At 56.8% G+C, this 24,137-nt stretch carries 21 protein-coding genes; 16 read left to right on the forward strand and 5 right to left on the reverse strand.

The window, feature by feature from the left end:
- Positions 1-8 precede the first annotated feature (8 nt).
- The 9 genes from AABA21_RS37380 to AABA21_RS37420 all read left to right on the forward strand — a co-directional run bounded on the left by AABA21_RS37380 (position 9) and on the right by AABA21_RS37420 (position 12,821).
- The gene (locus tag AABA21_RS37380; RefSeq protein WP_338258040.1) at positions 9-3,896 is read left to right on the forward strand and encodes an FHA domain-containing protein; all 3,888 of its coding nucleotides are present in this window, start codon (positions 9-11) and stop codon (positions 3,894-3,896) included.
- Positions 3,897-4,415: 519 nt separating this feature from the next.
- A complete protein-coding gene (locus AABA21_RS37385) occupies positions 4,416-4,829 on the forward strand; it encodes a MarR family winged helix-turn-helix transcriptional regulator (protein WP_338258042.1) in 414 nt (137 codons plus the stop codon).
- Between the two features lie 87 nt (positions 4,830-4,916).
- Positions 4,917-5,897 (forward strand): ring-cleaving dioxygenase, encoded by a 981-nt coding sequence (locus AABA21_RS37390; protein WP_338258043.1) that lies wholly within the window; start codon positions 4,917-4,919, stop codon positions 5,895-5,897.
- A 343-nt stretch (positions 5,898-6,240) separates the two neighbouring features.
- The gene (locus AABA21_RS37395) at positions 6,241-6,954 is read left to right on the forward strand and encodes a DinB family protein (RefSeq protein WP_338258044.1); all 714 of its coding nucleotides are present in this window, start codon (positions 6,241-6,243) and stop codon (positions 6,952-6,954) included.
- Positions 6,955-7,009: 55 nt separating this feature from the next.
- Entirely contained in the window at positions 7,010-8,764 is a 1,755-nt protein-coding gene (locus AABA21_RS37400) for a glycoside hydrolase family 36 protein (RefSeq protein ID WP_338258045.1), read from the forward strand.
- Positions 8,765-8,779: 15 nt separating this feature from the next.
- Positions 8,780-10,009 carry an MFS transporter gene (locus AABA21_RS37405; protein WP_338258047.1) on the forward strand — a complete coding sequence of 410 codons (1,230 nt, stop codon included), beginning with the start codon at positions 8,780-8,782 and terminating at the stop codon, positions 10,007-10,009.
- A 77-nt stretch (positions 10,010-10,086) separates the two neighbouring features.
- Positions 10,087-10,689, forward strand: coding sequence for a hypothetical protein (locus AABA21_RS37410; RefSeq protein ID WP_338258049.1), 603 nt, complete (start codon positions 10,087-10,089; stop codon positions 10,687-10,689).
- A gap of 23 nt (positions 10,690-10,712) precedes the next feature.
- The gene (locus tag AABA21_RS37415) at positions 10,713-11,609 is read left to right on the forward strand and encodes a phosphotransferase enzyme family protein (protein ID WP_338258052.1); all 897 of its coding nucleotides are present in this window, start codon (positions 10,713-10,715) and stop codon (positions 11,607-11,609) included.
- A gap of 162 nt (positions 11,610-11,771) precedes the next feature.
- Positions 11,772-12,821: a M42 family metallopeptidase gene (locus AABA21_RS37420; protein ID WP_338258054.1), complete on the forward strand. Its 1,050-nt coding sequence runs from the start codon at positions 11,772-11,774 to the stop codon at positions 12,819-12,821.
- Between the two features lie 80 nt (positions 12,822-12,901).
- Here the strand turns inward: AABA21_RS37420 and AABA21_RS37425 are convergent, their stop codons facing one another.
- A complete protein-coding gene (locus AABA21_RS37425; RefSeq protein ID WP_338258056.1) occupies positions 12,902-15,109 on the reverse strand; it encodes an ATP-binding protein in 2,208 nt (735 codons plus the stop codon).
- Positions 15,110-15,423: 314 nt separating this feature from the next.
- On the opposite strand from AABA21_RS37425, the gene AABA21_RS37430 reads away from it, so the two are divergent.
- From AABA21_RS37430 to AABA21_RS37450, 5 genes are all read left to right on the forward strand, one after another.
- Positions 15,424-15,960 carry a MarR family winged helix-turn-helix transcriptional regulator gene (locus AABA21_RS37430; RefSeq protein ID WP_338258058.1) on the forward strand — a complete coding sequence of 179 codons (537 nt, stop codon included), beginning with the start codon at positions 15,424-15,426 and terminating at the stop codon, positions 15,958-15,960.
- A 9-nt stretch (positions 15,961-15,969) separates the two neighbouring features.
- The gene (locus AABA21_RS37435) at positions 15,970-16,419 is read left to right on the forward strand and encodes an SRPBCC family protein (protein ID WP_338258060.1); all 450 of its coding nucleotides are present in this window, start codon (positions 15,970-15,972) and stop codon (positions 16,417-16,419) included.
- Positions 16,420-16,514: 95 nt separating this feature from the next.
- Positions 16,515-16,901, forward strand: coding sequence for a nuclear transport factor 2 family protein (locus AABA21_RS37440; protein ID WP_338258062.1), 387 nt, complete (start codon positions 16,515-16,517; stop codon positions 16,899-16,901).
- Between the two features lie 40 nt (positions 16,902-16,941).
- Positions 16,942-17,376, forward strand: a complete 435-nt coding sequence (locus AABA21_RS37445; protein WP_338258064.1) for an SRPBCC family protein — start codon at positions 16,942-16,944, stop codon at positions 17,374-17,376.
- 203 nt (positions 17,377-17,579) lie between these two features.
- Positions 17,580-18,470, forward strand: a complete 891-nt coding sequence (locus AABA21_RS37450; RefSeq protein ID WP_338258066.1) for a phosphatidylserine decarboxylase — start codon at positions 17,580-17,582, stop codon at positions 18,468-18,470.
- Between the two features lie 92 nt (positions 18,471-18,562).
- On the opposite strand, the gene AABA21_RS37455 is transcribed toward AABA21_RS37450, so the two are convergent.
- Positions 18,563-19,438: a class I SAM-dependent methyltransferase gene (locus AABA21_RS37455; RefSeq protein WP_338258068.1), complete on the reverse strand. Its 876-nt coding sequence runs from the start codon at positions 19,436-19,438 to the stop codon at positions 18,563-18,565.
- Positions 19,439-19,664: 226 nt separating this feature from the next.
- Here AABA21_RS37455 and AABA21_RS37460 point away from each other — a divergent pair, with 226 nt between their 5' ends.
- Positions 19,665-20,444, forward strand: a complete 780-nt coding sequence (locus AABA21_RS37460; RefSeq protein WP_338258069.1) for an MBL fold metallo-hydrolase — start codon at positions 19,665-19,667, stop codon at positions 20,442-20,444.
- A 298-nt stretch (positions 20,445-20,742) separates the two neighbouring features.
- Here the strand turns inward: AABA21_RS37460 and AABA21_RS37465 are convergent, their stop codons facing one another.
- The 3 genes from AABA21_RS37465 to AABA21_RS37475 form a co-directional block, all read right to left on the reverse strand.
- A complete protein-coding gene (locus AABA21_RS37465; protein ID WP_338258071.1) occupies positions 20,743-21,072 on the reverse strand; it encodes a hypothetical protein in 330 nt (109 codons plus the stop codon).
- A 76-nt stretch (positions 21,073-21,148) separates the two neighbouring features.
- Entirely contained in the window at positions 21,149-21,688 is a 540-nt protein-coding gene (locus AABA21_RS37470; protein WP_338258073.1) for a TetR/AcrR family transcriptional regulator, read from the reverse strand.
- A gap of 216 nt (positions 21,689-21,904) precedes the next feature.
- On the reverse strand, positions 21,905-22,768 hold the full coding sequence (locus tag AABA21_RS37475) for a helix-turn-helix transcriptional regulator (RefSeq protein WP_338258075.1): 864 nt from the start codon (positions 22,766-22,768) through the stop codon (positions 21,905-21,907).
- A gap of 196 nt (positions 22,769-22,964) precedes the next feature.
- Here AABA21_RS37475 and AABA21_RS37480 point away from each other — a divergent pair, with 196 nt between their 5' ends.
- The gene (locus AABA21_RS37480) at positions 22,965-23,942 is read left to right on the forward strand and encodes an LLM class flavin-dependent oxidoreductase (RefSeq protein ID WP_338258077.1); all 978 of its coding nucleotides are present in this window, start codon (positions 22,965-22,967) and stop codon (positions 23,940-23,942) included.
- Positions 23,943-24,137: the final 195 nt, after the last annotated feature.

The following is a 24,137-nucleotide window of genomic DNA, read 5'->3' on the forward strand; positions in this document are numbered from 1 at the left end:
ACAGGGCCATGCCATCAGCGATACAGGTGCGATTGGTCTGTAAAAATCAACGCACCAACTCGGTTGTAGAGTATATCAGTGACCTGCCAGTAACTATCGGTCGTAGCGCCGAGATCAACACCATCGTCATCCAGGATAGGACCATTTCACGGCAGCACGCGATGTTGGAATTGGAAGAGCACCTCCTCGTTGTGCGCGATCTCAATAGTGTGAATGGGACCTTTGTGAATGACGAGCGCATTCAACAAAGAGCTCTCAAGAGTGGCGACTTGATCAGGATTGGCGCGTATCAATTTTCATGGGCGTATCTTGACCAGGGAGCGGATGCCACGGTCATTGTTGGGCACAGCCCTGAAATGAGAGAAGCCATCAGTGGCAGACTGCCTGAAGCCCGGCCGGAAGAGATGATAGCTGCGCGTAAGGTAGTGCACGCGGCAGAAGCGTACAACCGTGAGCAGGGACACGAAAATGATGGATTCCTTTCGACCGCCTATGGTTTCTTGCCGGTCGAACCTCCCCTGCTGGCGTTGCCGGCCTCGCATAGTGCCTGGGATGACATGGTAGACAGGCTACCAGAGTTGTACAGAACCTTGACCATGCGGCGGGTATTTGATCAGATGCCTCTGCTGGCGGCCACTCCCGACGCCCTTCCTGACCGCTACCTGTTGCGCGCATCCACTATGCTGGGCGTCTTCGCGCACGCCTACCAATATGTTGAAACGGATCCCCCCGGTGCGCTCCCCGCTTCTATTTTAGAACCATGGAAAGAGGTCTCCCGGCGCTTAGGAAAGCCTCTCCCCTATGTCTCCTATATCGACCTCTTTTTCTACAACTGGAAGTTACGCGACCCGGCTGGACCCCGCAGCCTGGATAATATGGACCTGCTCATACCCGCCTGGAATAATCAGGCTGAGCGCATTTTTTACCTGGTGACAACCGAGTTCGCGATGCAGCTCACACCCGCCATCAACGCGATGCTGCAGGCACAGGAAGCCGTTGTGCGGGAGGATCGCGCCGCGCTGGAAGCGGCGCTACTCGTTATCCTGGACCAGCTTCAATATGTGACGCAGGTGATTTATCCTCAAATCGATACCAATCCCTTGAGCAAAAACCATCTTGATCAGGTACTGTGGGCAAAGACCGTTGGCACATCTGGTGTCCCCATATTTGAGGGTGCGCCCAGTCCTAGCGGAACCGCGCAGCCGCATATCCACGCCCTGGACGCTTTTTTTGAGCGGCAATCATACCACACGCTGGTCGGCAAGCAGAGCGTGTATCTTAGCGGACACTTTCCCAGGCACTGGCACGAGTTTGTCGAGGCCTTGCGCGCCGTCTCTGTGCGACAGTTTGTGGAACAAAGCCAGAATAGCGCACTGAAGGGTCTGTATAACGCTGTGTTGTATGCCTATATCGGTGATAAAGGGTGGATGGGGCTGCACCGCATTAAAGCCTATGGTTTTCTTGAGGTTGCCTTTAAGGTTGGTCGCGCAGTCACCACTGGAGCCAGATTTACTGGTCTTTTCAAGGACAAAACCTGGGAAAAAATTGATGGCGAGCTCTCGGCCGTACGTGATGAACGTTATGTGGCTGGTAATCAGCAGGTCTACTTCGCGCATCCTGGCAGTGGCACGGTCACGACAGATCCCGGCAGTGGTGCCTGGATTAGCTTTATTGAACTGGATGTTGCGGGACAGGGCGTGCACTATCAGGCGGGTGATCGCATTGGTATATTACCAGAAAACAGCGAGACACTCGTCCATAAGACGCTGCGAGCGCTGCAGGCGACGGGCGGTGAGATCGTCCACCTGACCCCTGAGTGGCAGGAGGCGATCTGTTTTCGCGCCGGCTATTCCGACGACGTAAAAGTATTGCCCCTGCGCACAATACTCACCTTTGGCAAGCTACGACCTGTCACGCGAGACATTGCCAAGCGCTTGCTGAAGATCAGCGCTTCGAGGTCCCTCAAGCGGATTATCGACGCGCGCATGGAGGACCAGTGGGAGCTGTGGGATCTCCTGAACCTGATCTATGCTGAGGGGTATGATTGCACGCGCCTCTGGAAGGCGGGTCCCTGGGATAGCGAGAACATCTGTCGCGTGGTGCCGCCAGAGGTGTTCCGTCTCTATTCCATTGCCTCCGCGATGAAGGATACCAGCGCGGGTGCCGAAAAAATCAATTTGATTGTCGGTGGGCTGGATTATCAGACCCCTCATACTCCCTATTCATATATACAGTCGCGGGCTGGAACCGCGTCCCACTTTCTCAGATATATCACCAGCGATCCTAGATTTCGGGAGAAGCAGCTTTCGCTGACCATCGTTCCCACTCCTCGTTTTCGCCTGCCCGCCGACCCCTCGCATCCGATAGCGATGTTCGCGGCCGGTTCTGGCATCGCGCCTTTTTATGGCTTTCTCCAGGCCCGAGCTGACCAGACAGAGGCGGGAGAAAACTGGCTTCTTTTCGGCACGCGAACGCCCAACGAGTTTTTTAATCGACCAGTTTTTGAGCGCCTGGAGGCTGAAGGAAAGGTCCATTTACGTATGGCCTTTTCCCGAGCCGACGTTGCGGCGCGCTTTGATCCAGCGACCGGGCAGTACAGCTTTGAAAAAGGCCGCCGTCAACGCATCGACCAGTTGATTGAAGCAGACGAGCAGGCAGCCATCCTCTGGAATTTTCTGCGTAGCGAACGCGAAGGGGGGCAAAACGGATACTTTTACGTCTGTGGAAAGACCAGCTTTGCGGTTTCCGTCATGGAAGCCCTCAAAAGAGTTATCCGGCGTTTTAGTGGCGGGTCGGAGGCGCAGGTACAGAGCTACATTCGACAATTGATCGCCGAAGGCCGGTATATGCAGGATATCTTCACCACCTATAGCGGCCATGCGCAGGAAGGGAAAACCTACAATATCTCACAGGTCGTTCTGCAGAATACTCCCGCGCGGGGATACTGGATGGTGGTAAGTGGCAAGGTGTACGATGTAAGCGATTTTATCTATCAGCATGTGGGCGGCGAGAGAATCGTTATCAATTATACCGGCATGGATGCGACCGGTGCCTATAAAGGAGTACTCCACCATACAAACTCGGAAGTAGATGCCATGCTGGGTATGTATGAGCTCGGCAATATGCGGCGCCTGCAATTCAACGATGCCTGGGGAATTGTCTTGCACGCCGATGGTCTAAAATTTATGCCGCTGGAAGACATGTTTACGACCTGGGTGCGCTACATCTACCTCGTGGTTGGCATGGAGAATGCCCTGGAAAACGACTATGACTTTGCGCGCTTATCCTCCACGGCCGGAGAAGAGCCCGGCGCGTTGACCCCGTTCAAATCACAATTTCTGATCGAAGCGCATCGTCGTTTTCTGGTGAGCTATCTGGATGGATTGATGGATGAGGACCTGCAGACGCTCTGGGTCGTCACCACTGGCTTTTGCGCCAGAGATCAGGATATTCGCTGGCTGCAGGATGAGATGACTGCTCTCAAAGCGCAGGAGAGTTATCGGCTCGTCCGAAACGCGAGTGCAGCTCTTAAATACCTGTTGTTTGGACTGAATGAGAGCGAGCAGACGCCGGAACGCTCTATCGCGTTTGCCGGGATTAACCAGCTGTGCCAGACATTCAAAGCCGAGGATAAAAGGGTCCTGTATGAAATGAAGATGGCCCTGCGGGAAGGCATCCTGGCATTTGAAGCATACGAGATGGAGGTCGTCAAAGAGGCCAGCGGGCAATTAATGGCCACATTTCACCAGGTACTGCAGGCGATCAGAGAGTATTATCAGCGATTGGCCGAGCAGCTTACCGCATCCGGGATCATCCCCGCACAGCCTGGCGACGAGCTGCACGACGAAGTCATCCCGGAAGATCGAGGCCTGCCAGGTCATGGAGGGAGTATATGATCCCGCCCGGGAAGGATCGTTAACGCCCCCTCCAACATGAAACGCCCCGCATATGAAACGTCCATTGAAAAAGGAACGCAATAGTAGGGTCGACCCTCGAGGTCGACCGGGCCACGAGCGTCAGCGATTGTGGCCCACGTACCCCCACGACATCGCTTCCCATGCCTTTCACGTCGGCCCACGTCGTTTTGGCCCGTAACGTTGCGTAGGCGTTCCTAAAAGGAAGCGTTCCTTGCCAGGTACCACGTGGGTCGAGATGTTTTCCGGGGGAAGCCGAACCGGCCGGGTACGTGGGCTGCCGTCGCTGGCGCTGGCAGCCCGGTCGACCTCGAGGGTCGACCCTACACGGGCGTTTCTTTTTTCGGGGTGTGTTTCGTCTCTTGATGGACGTTTCGTGTTTTTTGTTGCTTTGCCTTTTTGGCAAAAATGAATTATATATACCTCCTTTCATTTTCTACCTTGACATCGATTGAGTTTAGTGCTAAACTGTGGGCAGTTAATGAAAGAGGAAGGTACCAGATGCTTCGATCGGCGGTGTTTGCGTGGTTGCGATTGTCGCGCGTCTTCCAGAAGGTTGGGCGCGCGTCGGATGGGCACCTGCGGGCGTGGGGATTGAGTACGGCCCAGTTCGATATCCTGGCCCAGGTTGGCGCGGCCAAAGGGATCACGCAGCAGGAGCTGGCGGACAAACTGCTGGTCACCAAGGGGAACGTCTCGCAGCTGTTGAGCCGCATGGAGAGACAGGGATTGCTGACGCGCAGCCAGGAACGGCGCAGCAACTGCCTGAGCCTGACCGCTAAAGGGCAGGAGCTCTATGAGCGCGTCGTGCCCGCGCAGGAAGATCTGGTCGCGCGCCAGTTCCAGGGTCTCACGCCCACCGAAGTTAACCAGCTGCTGACGCTTCTGCGCAAGCTGGATCATTCGCTGGATTAATTCTCCTCTTTTTTTTGTTTGTAAGTTTAGAACTAAACCAATAAGGGGTAGTCAGTCAGTCACAGTTATTCGCAAGGGATAATGATCATGCAATTAGGTGGACTCCATCACATCAGCGCCATCACTGGCAACGTTTCGCAGAATGTCGCTTTTTACACCCAGGTGCTGGGTATGCGCCTCGTCAAGAAGACCGTCAACCAGGACGACGTATCGGCCTATCACCTGTTCTACGGCGACGAGATCGGGCATGCCGGTACTGAGCTGACCTTTTTTGATTGGCCGCAGTCGGGCCCCAATCGTCCCGGTGTGGGCACCATCTCGGCGATCATGCTGGGTGTGACCGGGCGCGAGGCGCTCGCGTGGTGGGTCAACCGCCTCGACGAGTTTGGCGTGTCGCACGATGGCATTCAGGAGCGTGGCGAGGCGAAGAAAGCCTACCTGGCATTCCGAGATCCCGAGGGGCAGCGCCTGGAGCTGGTCGACGACGAGGGGCGCATGAGCGGCAAGCCCTGGGCCAAAAGTCCCGTTCCGGCCGAGATGGGTATCCATGGATTGTACGGCGTGCGCCTGCTCGTGCGCGATGCGGCCCCAACCGTCCGGTTGCTGACCGGGACCATGGGTTTCAGTCCGGCGTACAGCTATCAGTCAGAGGAGCAGAGCCGCGTTGAGGTCTTTGAAGTTGGCCCTGGAGGTCCCGGTGCCGAGGTGCATCTGGACGTGCGCCCCACCTTGCATCGTGGCAGTCCCGGCATCGGTGGTGTGCATCACGTCGCCTTCCGCACGCCCAACAACGAAGAGCACGAGCAGTGGCGTGCCCGCATCGCCGAGGTTGTTCGCAACGTCACCCCGGTTATCGAGCGTTACTACTTCCACGCCATCTACTTCCGCGAGCCTAACGGCGTCCTCTTCGAGGTTTCGACCGACGGACCCGGTTTCACCGGCGACGAAGATCCCGAGCACCTGGGCGAGCTGCTGGCCCTGCCGCCCTTCCTGGAGCCGTATCGCAAGGAGATCGAGGCGAACCTCAAGCCTATCCGCCCCGTGACCCTCGAGTCCTCCACCAGATAGCTTGCCACCAGATACCTTCATATGTTCGGACCTCGCGTCCGATTATTCTTCCTCATTGGGAGAATAATCGGACGTATGTGTGTCTCTGACCGGGGAGATGGCATCGTTGGGGGAACGGGATTGCCCGGGGATGTGGGCCGCAAGCTACCGCGAGGAGCAATACATTCTCAAGTTGAATGTATTGCCTGCGAGGATCGCACCTACGAGGGTGCTTGCCATGCGCATGAATTGGTGGGGATGTATGCTTGAGATGCTCGTTGAATGCTTGACATGAGCGCACCACACAGGTACAGTTGGAACATATGTATTGATCACTTTATAGCTGTTTAGAAAAGAGCTGTCAATGATCTATAGATTGTATTTGGAGTCGGGTCCGCAGAAGAAGAAGACGATGGTGCATGTGGTTGATCTGCCGGGCTGCGTGGTGACGGGTCCGACGACCGATGAGGCGCTGCGGCGCACGCCTGCGGTGATCCGGCATTATAGAGAGCTGCTCAAGAAATGTGGGGTGGCGGTTGGTGCTCAGCAGGATGAGATACAGATCGAGGTGGCGCAGCATATCACCGAGGGATCGTGGCTGGGCAACGGTGATCCCGCTCTGCTGGTTCCGACGGACCTGGAGCCGCTGACGGCTGAGAAGCGCGAGCGTTATATCCAGAGCGCTGAATGTATGCGCGCGGAACTGCTGGAACTGGTGAATGGGCTGAGCGACGAGCAGTGGACGGTGCAGCCGGAGAAGGGGCGCAGCATCCGCTCGATCCTGCAGCATATCTTCGGGGCCGAGTACCAGTACATCCGGGGCTATTTTGGCAAGCTGAATGGGGTCAAGGGACCCGGCCCGGTGGAGACGATGGGGCGCGACGAGCTGCTGGCCTGGATGGCGTTCGTGCGGACGCGCGAGCTGGAGGCGATCCGCGCCTGGTCGGTAGAGGAGCAGGCGCGCCAGTCGACGCACGGTCAGCAGATCAAGACCGCCAGCAAGGTGATGCGGCGCATGCTGGAACACCAGTGGGAGCATCTGCTGGAGATCAAGGATCACGTCGGCATGTCCATCTAGCGATGATGGCTGCGAGAGATAAATAGCGACGAATTGTGACGAATCATGAGGAGGGATGATGGCGATTCTGTTCTTGCGCGATATGCCGGGGAGCGTGCGACTTGAGTCGGGGAGCGACAAGCAGCTGGTGAACAACGTGCGGCTGTCCCGGAGCTGGCAGGGAGACGTCTGTCAGCCGACGCTGACCAATCTCAATGCCAGTCCTGTGCGCGTGCGCGAGGTGGTCTTATTTCATGGTGAGCTCGATCTGCTCTCTGACTGCCCCTGGTATGGAGAAGGCTATCAGATGTTGTCGCAGACCAGTGGCAGCCTGATGATGCCGGAATCCATCGGCAGCTATAACGACTACGAGCACTACAAACTTGAGCAGCGGCCGCCATTCCTCACCGTCTATAATCTGCTGACGCTACAGCTGGTGCCCACCCGCCACTTGCTGCTGGCCTTTACATCCTGTCGCCGCTTCAACGGCCTCTTCCGCATCAATCCAGATACCTTTGAGGTGGTGCTGGACACCGAGGGTCTTACGCTGCAACCGGGGGAGAGATGGACCCTGGAGGAGTTGATGTTCACCCAGGACGAGAATCGCGATGCGCTGCTGGAACGGCTGGCGGAGCGCATCCAGCACAACCATCCACGCCTGACGTGGCCGGAGGTTCCCACCGGCTGGTGTTCCTGGTACGGTTATGGGCCCGAGGTCAGCGAGCAGAACATCCAGGCGGCTATGGGCGCGATCGGGAAAGCGTTGCCCGAGCTGAAGTACATTCAGATCGATGATGGCTATCAGCGCTACCTGGGCGATTGGCTGACGCCGGGCACGCGCTTCCCACGCGGCATCCAGGCGCTGTGCCACGAGATTCGCGACCAGGGATTCGAGCCCGCCATCTGGGTCGCCCCCTTCATCGCCGAGCGGGACTCGCAGCTGCTCAAGGAGCATCCCGACTGGTTCATCCAGGATGATAAGGACCAGCCCCTCTCGTCCGCCGCCATCTCATTTGGTGGCTGGCGCAATCCTCCCTGGTATATGCCGGACGGCACCCATCCAGGTGTGCAAGACTACCTGGAGCGCGTCTTCCGCACCATGCGCGAGGAATGGGGCTGCCACTACTTCAAGCTCGACGCTCTCACCTGGGGCGCCTTGCCGGGTGGACGACGTCACAATCAGACGGCCACGCGTGTCGAGGCCTACCGGCAGGGGATGGCTGCTGTTCTGCGGGGCGCAGGAGATGACAGCCTGCTACTGGGCTGCAACGCGCCGCTGTGGCCCTCGCTCGGAACTGTTCACGCCATGCGCGTCTCGGGGGACATTGCCCGCCGCTGGTCGACCGTGGCCACCGTCGCGCACGAAACCTTCTGGCGTAACTGGCAGCACGGTCGCCTGTGGATCAATGATCCCGACTGCGTTGTGCTGACCAATCAGAAAGGCAGCAAGCTAACGTCCGACGAGATCCAGTTTCACGCCACCGCCATCGCGGCCTCTGGCGGCATGCTGCTCTCTGGAGATCGCGTCGAGAATCTGTCGGACGAGCAGTGGAGCGTGCTGCGGCAGCTGCTGCCTCTTATAGGTCAGGCCGCCAGCTTCGACGATCTGAGTCAACGTGTCGGGCGTGTACAGGTGGATGATGGGCAACGGCTCTACCTCTTCAACTGGGATGATAGGCCGCGCGACCTGGTTGTTCCCCTGGACGGCGGCTGGCGGCTGAGTGATCTATGGAGCGGTGATGATCTTGGCAAGCATGAGGGTGCGATCACGCTTACACAGATGCCGCCCCACTCGGCCCGCCTGCTGCTGGCTACGCCTCTGGCGGATTAGAAAGCTGGGGAGCGCATGAGCGCGCTGCTGCGCAACCGCAATTATGTCCTGCTGTGGCTGGGGCAGCTCGTCTCCAGCACCGGCGACTGGGCCTTCTGGCTTACGCTGGCCTACTATACCTATGCCATCACGCACTCGATCCTGGCCTCGGGCAGCATGTTTCTGACCTCGGTCATCCCCGGCGTGCTCTTCGGCTCGCTGGTCGGCGTCTTCGTTGATCGCTGGGACCGCCGCCGTCTCATGATCACCGTCGACTGTCTGCGGGCCGTCTTGCTCCTGCCCATCCTGCTGATCCACTCGGCGCACATGCTATGGCTGCTCTACGTCATCAACTTCCTGCTCTCAAGCTGCGGCCTCTTCTTTAATCCAGCGCGCGGCGCCCTGATGCCGCAGCTCGTCTCCAACGACGAACTGCTATCCGCCAACGCCCTCGGCAGCGTCAGTACCGCCCTGCCCAACGTCATCGGACCCCTGCTGGCCGGCTTCCTGCTGCTGTTGCCGGGCGGCCTGCTCACCATCGTGATCGGCGATAGCCTGAGCTTCCTCTTCTCCGCCACCATGATATTTCTTATAGTCTCAAGTCCCTCGGAGTCTCGACCGGCACCGGTTGACTGGGTGGGGAGTTTGTGGCGCGTCATCGACCCGGGCAAGATCTGGCGTGAGTGGGTTGAAGGGCTGGCTGTTGTGCGTCGGCAGCGCATCCTCATCCGGTTGTTTGGGCTGTTCGCCATCACCTCGCTGGCGGAATGTCCGGTCCTGGTGCTGCTGACGCCGTTTACCACCAATATCCTGCATGGCAACTCCGCTGCGCTGGGCTGGCTGGTCATGGCGCGTGGCATCGGTGGACTGCTGGGCGGCCTGATCGTGGGGAGCACCCACAAGTTCGTCAGGCCCACGCTGCTCCTGCTGCTGGGAACGCTGCTGGCCGGTGGCGGCTACCTGCTCATGTTCAACGTCCCCTGGCTGCCGCTCGACCTCGCCTGCTATGGCCTCACCGGCATCTGCATCGTCCTGCTCACCGCCGGCTCCGGCACGCTGCTGGTGCAGGTCACCGAGGACCGCTATCGTGGGCGCGTGCTGGCCTCCTACGTCATGCTGGCTGAGGGGTCCCAATTGCTGGCATTGCTGCTCGTCAGCGCCAGCAGCGACCGGTTGGGCCCGCTCCCCTGGCTCGAACTTAGCGGCCTGCTCTATCTCGCCGCCACCGGTGTGGCCCTGCTGATTCGTCCTTCTCGGTTGCTATAGGTCATTTGCCACTGTACGCGTTCGCTTCGCCCTTCTATACTTGATGAGGAAAAATATATTTTCGGAAGGAACCAACCATGTCAGAATCTGTTAGCTCTCATGGGAGCGCTCCGCTTCGTTCGCCCTCTTCGCGCCCCAATAACATTATTGGCCGCGTGTTCATTTTTCTGCTGGGTCTGTTGCTGGGCATCTCACCTCTGCTTATCTCTTATGTGGTTCTGCTCTCGATCCGCGCTCTATCGCCGGTCTCCCCCAATGCTCCCTACCATGGGGCCTACGCAAACTTTGCTTTGCTGATGCTGTTTCGAGGTCTGCAGGACCTGCTTGTGCTCCTCCTCATTTTGCTTGCACCTTTGCTTGTGCACCGGAAAAGGACACGTATGCTGGGCTATGGGATGGTTGTTGGACTGCTGTATTTCATTGCGATGCCTCTCGTTTCCTATGTACAGGGTGTGGTGATGTTTGCCTTGTTTCACAATACAACCTATCCACTGTACTGGGCCTCAAGCCTTCAGAGATGGCTCAATTTATTGACATACGCCATCCTGCCCATCGTATGCTGGATTCTCACCCCTATATTTGCGCGTACTGCCCGTCATTACTGGCTGGGGTATGTTTTCGCGGTGCTCGTCGCGCTCATTTTTTTCTTTTTTCGGAGCCCTATCTACTACTGGCTCTGAAGGTTTTTGTAGAAGGAAGACCCATGGATCTTGAACAACAGATTGTAAACCAGTTTGGCCTGAGCGCTGTCATCTGCGAACCGCTCAACACGCCGACCAACGATGTGATCGCGGTCACCACGCGGACAGGTCGCTTCGCCCTCAAGATATACCATCTGCAGCGGACGCCGGATGAAGTTCAATGGGAGGTGGATCTGGTCACCCATCTCATGCGCAATGGGGCACCGGTAGCCAGGCCCGTACGCGGCAGGCATGGCTACGTGGAGGGATTGCGTGTCGACGGGAGAGATCGCGTGGCGGTCCTCTTTGAATGGGCGCCGGGTGAAAAGCCAGCTCCTACGCGGGACACCTACGCCCTGCTGGGGAAAGCGGCTGCTCGCATCCATCGGGCGGCTGACACGTTTACCTCCTCGCTGCCGCGCGAGAACTATGATGCCCATACCCTGATCGACGAACAGCTGCAGCGGATGAGCCGGCATCTGAAGGAGGCACAGCAGTGGGAGCAGGCGGTCGCGCTGGGTGAACGCCTGAAAGGGGTGATCGCCGATCCAGCCCTGGATCGCGGTGTTTGCCACATAGACCTCACGCTCGACAATGTGCATCGCCACGGCGAAGAGATAACCGTCTTCGACTTCGACAGCGCGGGCGCCTGCTGGCGCGCCATCGAACCGCATGCCATCTTATGTTCTTCGCGGACGCTCTTTGATGCCTGGCTGGACGGCTATCGCTCGCTTCGGCCTTTTGAGCGGCTCAATGAGCAGGCGGTAGCCGCATTCTGCATTATCGGGAATCTGCGCGGCGTTGCCTGGGATCTCGGCGTCGCCATCTCATCGCGCGGAGAGCCACGGCTGGGGAGCGCGGATCTTCCAGGCGTTGTCGATGCGTGGCTGGATTGGGAGCGGCAGCATCTCTGTGTTTGATGCTCTGTGCAGGGTGAACTGGCTTCCAGGCGTGTATGTGGGCTGGACAAATGTTGGCTGGTGGTGTAAAACCAGTAAGGAATATGAACGTCAAGAACCTAAACACCACGCCTGTGTCCTGCACAGCGATACAGCGAGATAGCAAGGAAGAGGAAGAGAAGAATGTCACTCAACATTGAATTGCTGAAAAAGATCGCCGAAACACCTGGTATTTCGGGACGTGAAGACCGGGTGCGCGCCCTGATCCTGGAAGAATTGCGCGCCTTGACCGACGAGGTCAGCGTTGATCGGCTGGGCAACATCATCGCCATGAAGCGAGGCAAAAGTGAGCGCCGTGTCATGCTGGCCGCGCATATGGATGAAATCGGCTTCATCGTCAAGCATATTGATAACAAGGGCTTCATTCGCATTCAGCCGGTGGGCGGCTTTGATGCCCGCGTGCTCGTCGCGCAGCGCGTCCTGGTCCACGGCTACGCGGGCCAGACCCTGCGAGGCGTCCTGATGCCATCGAGCAAGCCTATTCACCTGTTGGGCGCCGAGCAAGCCGCGGCGCTGAAGCTCGATGACCTCTTCATTGATCTCGGCCTGTCAAACGAGGAGGTGCGTGCGAACGTAGAGGTGGGCGATATGATCACCATGGATCGCACGCTGGAGGTCGTTGGCGACATGGTCGTCAGCAAGTCGCTGGATGACCGCGCCAGCCTGTTTGTGATGCTCGAAGCCCTGCGCGCCCTGCAGCACCACGAGGTCACTATTTTCGCCGTCGCTACGGTCCAGGAAGAGGTGGGCCTGCGTGGCGCCGGTACCGCCGCCTACCAGGTGCAGCCGGACGTGAGCGTGGCGCTGGACATTACGCTGGCCAATGATATTCCCGGCGGCGCCGATCAGGACGCGGTCACCCGGCTGGGCGATGGTACCGCCATCAAGGTCTTCGACTCGTCGCACATCTCCAACCACAAGCTGGTACGGCACTTCCGCGACGTGGCGAAGCAGCACAATATTCGCTATCAACTCGAGGTGCTGCCACGCGGCGGAACCGACGCGGGCGCGATGCAGCGCGTACGCGAGGGCTCCCCCACCATCACGCTCTCGACGCCCACGCGCTACGTCCATACCGTCAACGAAATGATCCAGCAGGCCGACCTGGAAGCCAGCATCAACCTGCTGGCCCGCTACCTGGAAGACGCCCACAACGGCGACTATGCTTTTTAACGGTATACAAAACGTCTCCCCTCTCATCTTCATTTGCAGATGGGAGGGGACGTATGTCGCGTACCATGACAAAAAAGAAACTATGGAAGATATGAGGAATGGTCGCAGGCCAGCGGAAGGGTGAACCAGAAGGTGGATCCATCGCCTTTGCAACTGTGCACCCCTATCTGCCCCTCATGCCGTTCAATGATCGTGTGGCAGAGATAGAGGCCCAGGCCCAGACCGCCTCCCGCGCCATATTGAACTTCGATGCCCTTCACCCGATGGAAACGCTCCCATATCTCCTGCTGTTCTTGCGCAGTGAGTCCGGGTCCCTGATCCCTTACCGAAACACGCGCGACCTGGTTCTCTTTTGTGAGCCGTATCTCTACCGGCTGATCGGGGGCGGAATACTTCAAGGCATTGGTCAGGTAATTGTTCACCACCTGCCCGATACGGTCCGCATCCACTGTGACGGCGATCATCTTCTCCGCAGGCTCATAAAGCTTGATCTTACGCTCTGTCGCGAGGTAGCGGATATCCTGCACCGCCTGGTGGACGATGTTCCTCAGATTGGCAGGGCACAGGCTCATCTCCAATCGGTCGGCGCGGATACGCGAGACATCCAGCAGATCCGAGATCATCCGGTCCTGAACAACTGCTCGTTGGACCGCCTCCTGAAGGGGCTGGCGTAAGCGTTGCTGCGTTGACCCGGTTAGATGTGGTTGCGCCTCCTGCCCAACGAGCGTCTGCATGCGGCGCAGTACCAGTTGAATGTTGCCTCGGATACCGGTCAGGGGCGTTCTGAGCTCATGACTGGCCAGACTCAGAAACGCGTCAAAGCGGTGATTGGTTTCTTGCAATGTCAGTTCGTTGGCATGTGCCTGAGCCCAGGCATGCAGCAGGTTCACGCGTTCAAGCATCAGTGCCGCCATGTGGGCCAGCGCCTTCACCAGCATGATTTCTTCCCTGGTGTAGCGTTGCTTGTGCGGGCGGTCAATGCTAATGATGCCAATGAGCTGTCCCTCGAGCAACATCGGGGCGAGCAGAAAATTGCGGATACCGTAAGAAGGACGGCGTACAAACGGCTGCGTACGCAGATCGCGAATCACTATCCGCCTGGTCCGCAACTGCTCGATGGAGGTCTCGTCAAGATAATCGAAGAGAGTCGCGTCCTGCATATCCTGTTGTATCTGCCTGGCGATGCTTTGCCGGCCGCCGCTGTTCCCGGCAAGCTGCATGCGCGCCTCAGCACCTTCGACCACCACCATACTTACCGCCGTACAATCCAACATTTGCTTGAGCACCTCACAGAGGCGCTGACCGACACCCATGAGTGTGGTAGTCGCAGTGCTTTCTTCTGTCATATGCTGATTTGTGCGCAGGGGAAGAGCAATCATCGCGTCCATCACATGAGACAACGTGTGAAAGGCCTTTCGGATGCGACGCTCCTGATTACACAACGCAGTGACGTCCCGTAAGATCGCGACGATGCTTGTGAGACATCCTTGTTGATCGAACAAAGGAGTAAGTGTTATATCGAGGTAGCACTCGCGTCCCGAGGGGAGACGCACGAGCCGATTGAGTGTGCGGTTCGTTGATCCTATTTTTCCCTTGAGCATATGTATGAGGGGGATTTGTTTCATGGAGATACGCTGTACAGTGTCATCATGAACTCGATAAAATTTATGCTCACGGGCGAGTTCCACGAAAGGCTTGCCCAGGCACTGCTCTTTAGCTCCGAACTCCAGGAGAAGGCAGGCCGCCTCATTGATCTGCAGCACCTTTCCTTCGGCATCATAAATGATGATGCCATCCATAGCCGTACAAAATACAGCATGCAGCGTACTGCCGAGCGCCGCAGCCTCTTGCTGCGACTGTTGTAAGGCCGCCTGCGTGATCTTGATCTGTTCACGAGATAGGAGCGCCGCTCGCTCTTGTTCGAGCTGTCGCTGGAAGGCGAGATCTTCTATCCAGATCCAGCTCACCCATCCTTCAAGCTGCTCCTCTTCTCTAAGAAGAGGAACACATCTCATGATCACATCCTGTTTCAGCTTCTCTAGAGTCTGCAACCGGTATCGAATGGTAAACATGGTGGCACTGGACACCGCCTCCCTCCACACACGTTGTATTTGCTCATGATTTTCAACATATACAGCCATTAGCCATCCCCATGGTCGTTCCAGCTCTTCCTGCTGCCCGGTCAAACGCGACCAGGATAAACGACTCTCAGACGCCAAAGTACTTCCATCAGCTGTCCAGTAAAATTGTAGGATGTTGCCTTTCTCCACCTGTACTGGTAGTTCCATCAGGTGTTGTCTCCTGTGATCCTAAATAGGGCATCTCTTTTTTTATACGTGCAATAAAGTATATGCAAACCTATTTAAATTCATATACAAACTACGACGATGGCTTTCATTGAATGTGGGTAATTCTTTATCCTTTTTTGGCAAGGTATGTCAGGCAGGCATGAAACAGGAGTAGCGTACAATGGGAACACACGCTGGTGCAGTAAGAGAAAGCATGCACGCCCATACATATATCATTCAGCCTGAACTCAATCTTCCTCTTGACAAATAAATTGTTTCTAATTAAAATGATTTGTATTAGGAGGATATGCACTATGGAAAGAGATCACAACGAGGAGCCGTTGGGCTTTGCGCTGGGAGCGGGTGCGCGCAAGCTGGCGAAATTTTACACCCAGGCGCTGGCGGACCATGCGCTGACGCCTTCGCAGCTCTTTCTCCTGCGCCAGCTCTGGTTCGAGGATGGGCTGCCCTCGCGTGATCTCGGGACACGTGCCCAGCTTGACGCTACCTCAACTACCTGGCTTGTCGATCAATTGGAGAAGGCTGGCCTGGTAGAGCGCAAGCGCAACGACCCTGACCGGCGCGTTGTGCGCGTCTGGCTGACCGAGAGGGGGCGCAATGCCCAGGACGAACTGGTACCGGTGCTCGCTCGCTGGGAAAACGCGCTGCATCGGGAGCTTGCCTCCTATCATTCCTCTGACGAGATCGCTACCTTTCACCGTGTGCTTACCACACTGATCAATACGCTGCCGGAAGGGGATGATCTCTGGAAACAGCTCTCAACCTCCTGGGATACCCGACTTGATCTGCTGCGTTCCCTGACTGAAGAAGAGACTGATGAGAAAGGATAACATCCGAGCATGGAGCAAACATATCCGGGCGGCCGCACACTTGAAAAAGAAGTGTTTATCAAAGCTTCGCCTGAACGTGTCTTCCGGGCATTGACCACTAGAGAAGATCTCGAACGCTGGTTTCTTGTCAAAGCCGAGCTTGATCTGTGCCCCGGTGGGACGATCAGATTCTCGTGGAGGCCGGGCTCGTTCGAAGTCGGCAAGATCCTCGTGCTTGAGCCACCCCATCGCCTCAGCTACACCTGGGAGACGTTCGGGCCTGCTCCCACCACGATCACGTTTGAATTGAGCGCGGAAAATGATGGCACCCGCCTCCACCTCACCCACACGAATATCGGCACGGGAGAGGATTGGGATCGCTACTATACCAGCGTGAACAGGGGCTGGAGCGCCCATCTCGCTGATCTGGCCAGCTGGCTCGAAACCGGCACCTGCCCACCTCCGGGGCCGAGAGGATAGGTCCGGCAGGTTTTCCATTCCCCTGTGAGAGTGCTGCTTTAGAATCTTTTAGACATCATGTATTCAAAAATTCATTGGGAGAAAAAATGGTGAATATGCAAGAATCGACAGCCGTTACAATAGCACGCGCCCATATCGATGCCTGGAGTCATCAGGATTGGGAAAAGACCAGAGAGCTGGTCGCCCCAGATGTACACGTTGCGGCCGCAACTACGCAGCCCATGCTCCCCGATGGGGAAGCTTCAGGCATCGACAACTACATGGAACGCCTGATAAAGACCGCCCCATTCATCGAACCCGGAAGCGTTCAGGTGGTCTCGGCAATTGGTGATGAAAAGAACGCACTCGTGCTGGAAACCATGAGGATCGCTCTGGGTCCAGGTGGGACGATGGTGACCATGGTGAGAGCCAGTCTCTACTTGCTCAATGAGAATAAGAAAATCATAGAAGAACGGGACGAATTCTGTGTTCTTTCACAATAAGGAAAAAGCATGCATGTACAAAAGAAAGAGGTTGGAATTCATGGTTGCTCAGGATTATCACAAAAGCATCACCACTCCTGCTTCGGCGGCAGAAGCGTTTACAAAGATTAGCGACGTTCGCACATGGTGGACTCCCAATATCAAAGGCAGTGCAAACCATCTCAACGATGTTTTCAGCATGTTCACTGAAAAGGACACGGTTACGCTGCAAGTGGTGGAAGTTGTTCCGAACAAAAAGTGGGTCTGGCTGGTAACCGATTGTCAGATGTCCTGGCTCCAAGACCCGACCGAATGGAAAAACACACGCATCGTGTTTGAAATTTCAGAAGAAGGTCAGCAAACCAGAATTGACATGACGCATGTTGGTCTGGTTCCTGAGGTGGAATGTTACAACGTCTGCGAGCCTGGCTGGGATCGCCATCTCAAAACTCTGGCCGCCTGGCTCGAAACCGGCATCGCTCCCCTGGCTCGTTAAACCCTATCCATGTACCTCCAATTGCGGGCAGTATAACAATTCAATGTCTGTGAATCCACTTTTAAAGTGGATTCACATTTGTTATTTTTGTCAATCCTCTCCCGTCTTTTTATGAAATTTACATCGCTTTGAGCAAGCTAAGAGTATAATAAATAGAGATTTTTTACATTTTTGTAGATTTTACATTAGTGATTAAAGGAGCGATGATGAGGCATCCAAAGCCCCTGCCAATCTGGGATCGCGCACAAGGGAAAATGTTTGAGGAGTGGATGGACGATTCACCCGATACCTATGAAACTATACCTCAGAAGTCTTTTTCTCAGCAATTCCGATCCAGGCTGCTGTATGCTGCTCTCATTGGTCTTTACCAGAGTACTCGTTACAGCAAGCGGCATATCGAGTCCTTTGTCCGCAAGTATCATATTGATATGAGCGAGTTTGAAGCCCGCGACTACACCTCGTACGATGATTTTTTTGTTAGAAGGTTCCGACCAGGTGTGCGTTCGTTTCCTACCTCACCAGAAGAGATGGGCGCATTTGCTGAAGCGCGTTATTTCGGCTGGGAAAAATTTTCAGCGGATCAGCAGTTCCCCGTAAAAGGACGCTCGCTGAATGCGGAGCAACTTCTGGGCAGCGCGGACCGGGCCCGCCCCTTTATGAATGGCCCTCTGATCGTGGCACGGCTCTCGCCGGTCGATTACCATCACGTTCATTACCCTGATAGCGGCCATACGCTGGAGCGCCACAAGAAGGGGCATCGCCTCTGGACGGTCACCTGGAAGGCCATGGAAAATAAAAGCGACATATACATTGTAAACGAGCGTGAAATCCACATACTGGAGACGGAAAACTTTGGCCGTTTAGCCATGGTGGAGGTGGGAGCGCTGACTGTGGGCCGCATTTCACAGGTGCATCCCGTTGAGCAGCCGTTTCAGCGCGGCGACCAGAAGTCCGTTTTTCACTTTGGCGGTTCGGCAGTCGTTCTCCTGGGTGAACCGGGAGCCTGGCGTCCGAGCAATGACATACTGGAATATACGCAGCAAGGGGTGGAAACGCTTGTTCGTCTGGGAGACCCGATCGCAAAGCGCTGCTAGCATGGCGCTGGAGCCGTGCCTGGAGAAGATGACCGCCAGCATCGCCCCGGTTCAGGGGCGTGGCGCGGCCATCTTAATGTTTGGGGAACGCCTCAGGGGCGCTGGCCGAGGATGGCATAGAAGTTGACTTTGGCGTGCATCTGCTCGTACTCTTGCTGGGAGCGCGCGGTCGCTTCGTCGTAATCCTCGGGGCTGATATTGGCGAGCTGCGCAATAAATGAGCGCATGGCGCCTGCGATGGCGTTCATGTCGGTCAGATTCATCTGTCCCAGGCGACCGCCCCATTTCCCGACCGGGATATCGATCACGCGTCCCTGACAGGAGTGTGCGCCCGCCTGCGTCAGGAGTCCGACCAGGTTGCGTGAAATCGTGGGATCGATGCCGCGCCGGGCGCAGGCCTGCAATGCCCACTGATACAACTGCATCATGGCTGGACCGGCTGGCAGCATCTCAAGGTCGACCTCGACCAGTTCGATCCATCCACCCGGCTTCGTCACGCGCACCAGTTCGCGCAGCAGCATTGGCCACGCTGAAGCCGGCAAAGCCACGGTCAGCAGGCGCTGATGGACATAATCAAAGCTGGACGAGGGAAAGGGCAGGCCCTCCATGACGTTGGCCTGTACAAACGAGCAGTTGGCGGGAAAGGTAACCTTGCGCCTCGCGTCCTGACCGGGTATTTGCAGGTCCAGCCCACAGATCTGGGCCTGTGGAAATTCGGCGGCCATCTCCTGCGCCCAGCGACCCGTGCCGCAGGCCACATCCAGGATGCTCTGCGGCTGCTGCAGCGGCGCGAGATGGTTGCCCCGCATCGCGTAGCGCAGCATATAGTGCTGAAAGTCTAGCCGATTGACCTCGCCCAGGTCCTTGGGCAATAAATAAGGGACATTGGCGATAATGCGCCGACCGTCAACGATCTGCTCATCCAGGTCCAGCGACCGGGGAGAGATCTGGTGGGGATTGTCTTGCACAACGGTACCTTCTTTTTTATATATTGATCACCTTCTACATTTTTATTGTATTCACTCATCTTTACCCGGTCAATAATATGTGTAACTTTTCACATCATATGGCACAAATTTTACGCGATTTTTATGCTTCTCTCTGAAAATAGGAACATAAAGAGACCACTACGACCTTTACCTGGTCAGCTATTGTTGGGCTAATGACATTATTATGAGAAGAAAGGATTTTTTTATGATGGACATTTCTCGGGTTCCTTTTGAGTCGCCGTATTTTCAACTTGAGCAGGTGGCGGAGGGAGTGTATGCCGCCATCGTGCGCGGCGGCACGGGCGCGTGGGGCAACGCGGGCATCGTCGACCTGGGCGGCGAGACGCTGGTGTTCGATACCTTTTTTACGCCCCCGCCGGCACAGAGCCTGCGCGAGGCCGCCCAGACCCTGACCGGTCGACCTCCCACCTATGTGATCAACAGTCACTGTCACTCCGATCACGTGTTTGGCAACCAGGTCTTTGATGATGCCGTCATCGTGTCCACCACCAGGACATACGAGCTCATGAGCGAACGGCTCCCCGCCATGCTTGAGGAGGTCCGCGCGCATCCTCCTTCTCTGGAGGAGGCGGCCAGGGATGTACAGGACCCGCGCATGCGGCGCGATCAGGATCTGCTGATAGCCGACTACCGGGCCATGGAGGCCGCGCTCCCGACGCTTCAACTGCGGCTGCCGGATCTTACCTTTGAGCGACGCATGGTCTTTCATGGTGCCCGCTATAAGGCGGAGCTGCTCACCTTTGGTGGCGGACATACCCCGAGCGACGCCATTCTGCACCTGCCAGCGATCGCCACCGCCTTTACCGCCGACATCGTGCAGGTCGACTTCCATCCCTCTACCGATATCGCCAATCCCGACGAGTGGCTCGACATCCTTGAGCAGGTAGATAATCTGGCGCTGAAACACGTGATCCCTGGACATGGTCCTGTGGGAACGGGCGAGCATGTCAGGATCATGCGGTAGTACCTGGTTGATCTGCGTCAGCTGGTCGCGCAGGCCCGGCGGGATCACCCAACGGCCGATTATCTTGGTACCATCAAAGAGCCAGACAAGTATAGTACCTGGTCCGCCGCGCCCATCTTTTCGCAGAACCTCTCCAATATGGATCGATGGTATAGGCACAGGCAAGGTGAGGCTGAACAATAATCGGCCTCACCTTGCGCAGATTCACCCGGAGGCAGTCCTGCAGGCCGACTTTAGCGCAGGCCGCTCTTCTGAAGAGATGTTGATGCCGTCGAGGCTCTCAGGGTTGCCCGGGCGGTTACTGTGTGCAAGCGTATGAGCAGAATGGGTTCAACGATGAGGAGGAGCGTGAGCAGCGCCACATGGGGGCGCGCAAGAAGTAGAGGACCAGGGCCAGCAGCAGAGCTCCCAGCACATTGCTGATATAGCCGACCGCGAAGACGCTGCCGCGCGGCGTAATGTTGACGACCAGGTAGTTGATAAACGCGAGCAGGATAAGGGAGAAGCCGGCACTGGCGAACCACAGAGCATTGAGAGTCAAGGCACCATAGATCAGTGGGGTTAGCGCCATATGGATGATGCCTCCGAGTAACAGGATGGCAGCGATGATAAGAATGGCTTTCTTCATAATGCACCTTTCTGCATAGCTTTCCTGACTCAAAACATACGAATGCGTATGTTTTTGGACTAAAAAAATGTGTTTACTAACCGGTTATATTCAATGCCAACAAGAGCCGCTGGATCTCGGCAAAGGTGGTTGACACATTCTCGTTTCTCTCGCTCCAATCGATCCAGCCGAGATAGATAAAGTAGCACAGGCGGGCGAGCTCGCTGGCCTGCGTAAAAGGTTTGCCCATATCGCAGAGTAGTCTGGTGATATAGGCCATGCGCACCTCCTCGACGGCGGCAACGCGGCGGGCCACCGCCACATCGATGCTGGCCCAACGATGGATGGCCGCCTCCAGGCTCTTATCGGCCGAGAAGCTTACCTCGAACAGACGCAGGAAGCGCTCACGTGGAGAGTCGATCTTCTCCAGGGCATCGATGGTGTTGTGTGTGGTGCCGACCTCCCAGGCCAGCAGCAGCGCATCGAGGAACTGCGCCCGATTGGGCCAGTAATGATAGAAGCTGCCCTTGCTGATATGCAGCTCCTTCGCCAGTGCCTCAATCTTCACGCTATCGATGCCCGCAGTTGCCAGGACGCGCAGGCCCGCCTGTATCCAATCATCCCGCGTCAGTTGCACAGATGTATTTCCTCTCCACATAAGAACATACGTATGCGTATGTTCTTATGTGGAATATACCTTTCATACCCTTTTTGTCAAGAGCTGCTCTGCTGCTTCGGCGTTTTTGCCTGGAACATTATAAGGTTGAATTTACTAGGCATTGATGATGTCCGAGTTGGTTATGTCTTCCATGGTCCGCTCCTGTTCCTCTATGCATGCGTCATGGTAATACTTTTACACGATCATCATGGCGTTGTTGGGTGCCTCAGTCATTAATGTCCTCAATTTTGCCGCGGAGTTTTCCTGGGGCAGGGGCGTATAGACAACCATCTGTAGCTCGGGCTGTTCAGGCATGGGAAACACCGTGGAGTGCAGGACCAGGCGACCAACCAGGGGATGATTGATCTCGTTGAGGCCGCTGCAATCTAGCATAATGTCGTGCTCGGGCCACCATGCACGAAACTCGGGGCTATCGCCCAGCAACTCGGCGATCAGCTCGTTGAGCCACGGATCATCGGGATAGCGATCATAGATCGCGTGCAGGGAGGCCAGGCAGGCTCGTGTATCACGTTCCCAGTGGACTCGAAAGCTGCGCGAAGAGGGATGCATGAAGTGAAACCAGAGCGCGTTGCGCTCCCTTTCTGTGCGGGTGGCATACTCGCCAAAGACGCGCGTGGTGCTTTCATTCCACCCCACCACATTCACGTATTTATCGAAGAGCAGCGCCGGATAAGCAAAGCCATCCAGAATGGTTTGCGCTGTTGTGGTCGGTGTATGCTGTTCGTGGACTGGCTCATCGCGTGCTTGAAGCGGATCATGAGCCAGGAGAAACAGGTGGCGACGCTCCTGAGGGGTTAGCTGCAGGATGGAGGCCAGGCGCTCCAGTACCTGATCGGATACCTGTATATCGCGGCCCTGCTCCAGCCAGGTGTACCAGGAGACGCCCACGCCAACCAATTGGGCCAGCTCCTCCCTCCTGAGGCCGGGCGTGCGCCGTCGCTGAAAGATCGGGAGGTTAAACTGTTCTGGCTGTAGACGCGCGCGCCGATGTTGTAAGAAATCGGCCAGCCCCGCACGGCGTTTGACTCTTTCTCTCATCTATTTTCCCTTTATTCCGGCGCGAGCATGCTCACGAGGAAGCTATGACTTTCCAGACATATGATACAACACACTCCTGGTTAAAGCACAGGTTTCACCGCATACTATCCCTATATCGATTCTGGGTATGCACGTGAATTGTTTGTTACCATTGGCAGTGATCTGCCGGGAGAGTATGATGCAGCAGAGAGACAAGATGAACCAGCCATTGCACGAGCTTGCAGCGCGTACGCTGCGGGAGCGTGTAGGAGTATACATTCAGGCGGGAGATAGCGTTGAGGCGATCATCCGGATACGCGAGGCTGAACAGGCGGGTGTGAGGCAGGCCTGGATGGCGATGGGAGGGGCAGGTTTCGCTGATGTGCTGACCGTGCTGGCGGCTGCCACCGTCCAGACCAAAGAGATTATCCTGGGTACAGCGATTGTGCCTGCCTCTACGCGCCATCCACTGGTGATGGCGCAGCAGGCGCTTGCTGTGCATGATCTCGCTCCGGGACGCCTGCGCCTGGGTGTTGGCCCTGGCAATCCACTGTACCTTGAGGGCCACTATGGTTTGCGGCAGAGCGCGCCCCTGAGCTATCTCAGGGAGTATGTAGAGGTGCTGCGTGGCGTATTGTGGGAAGGAAGGATCAACTACCAGGGGAGATTTTTCCAGGTGGTGGATACCCTGCCGCGTACCGCTCCGCTGCCCCTGGTGATCTCGGCGCTGGGCCTGAAAGCGTTCCGACTGGCGGGTGAGAGCGTGGATGGGGCTCTCGCCTCGCTATGTCCCGTTCCCTATCTGCTAGAGCAGGCACTGCCGGCCTTGCGAGCCGGAGCCGAGACACGGTCACGCCCGGCTCCCCCTGTCATCGCCTGCTTGCCGGTCGCTCTCAGTACGGATGAAGCGGCGGTCAACATCGCGGTGCGGCGGTTGATACAGCAGCTGGCACTGGCAGGCGCGCACGCTCGCATGTTTGCTCAGGCTGGCTGGGCTGCTGCTGTGGATGGCGATGAGGCCGCGTTGCACGCCCTGGCGCAGGAGCTTGTGATCAGCGGCGACGAGGTGACGGTGCGTGCTCGCCTGCATGAGCTGCTGGCGCATGGTGTGGATGAGCTGCAGCTCTTGCCCATACCCATTGCCGATGAGCCCACAGAGCGGCAACGATTGCTCCGTGTGATCGGTTCTTTGTAGGTGCCTGGCGATTTTCGAGGCCGCGAGGTCGCTTGTGGAGAGCAACTTGCTCTTTTGGGTTCGTGTGTGCGACGTTGGCGCGTAGGTACCACGTTTGCCGGCGTGGAAGACACGGGAAGCGATGTCGTGGGGGAACGTGGGCCGCAATCGCTGGCGCTCGCGGCCCGGACGACCGTTGAAGGTCGTCCCTACGAA

It is taken from the genome of Dictyobacter halimunensis (assembly GCF_036245075.1).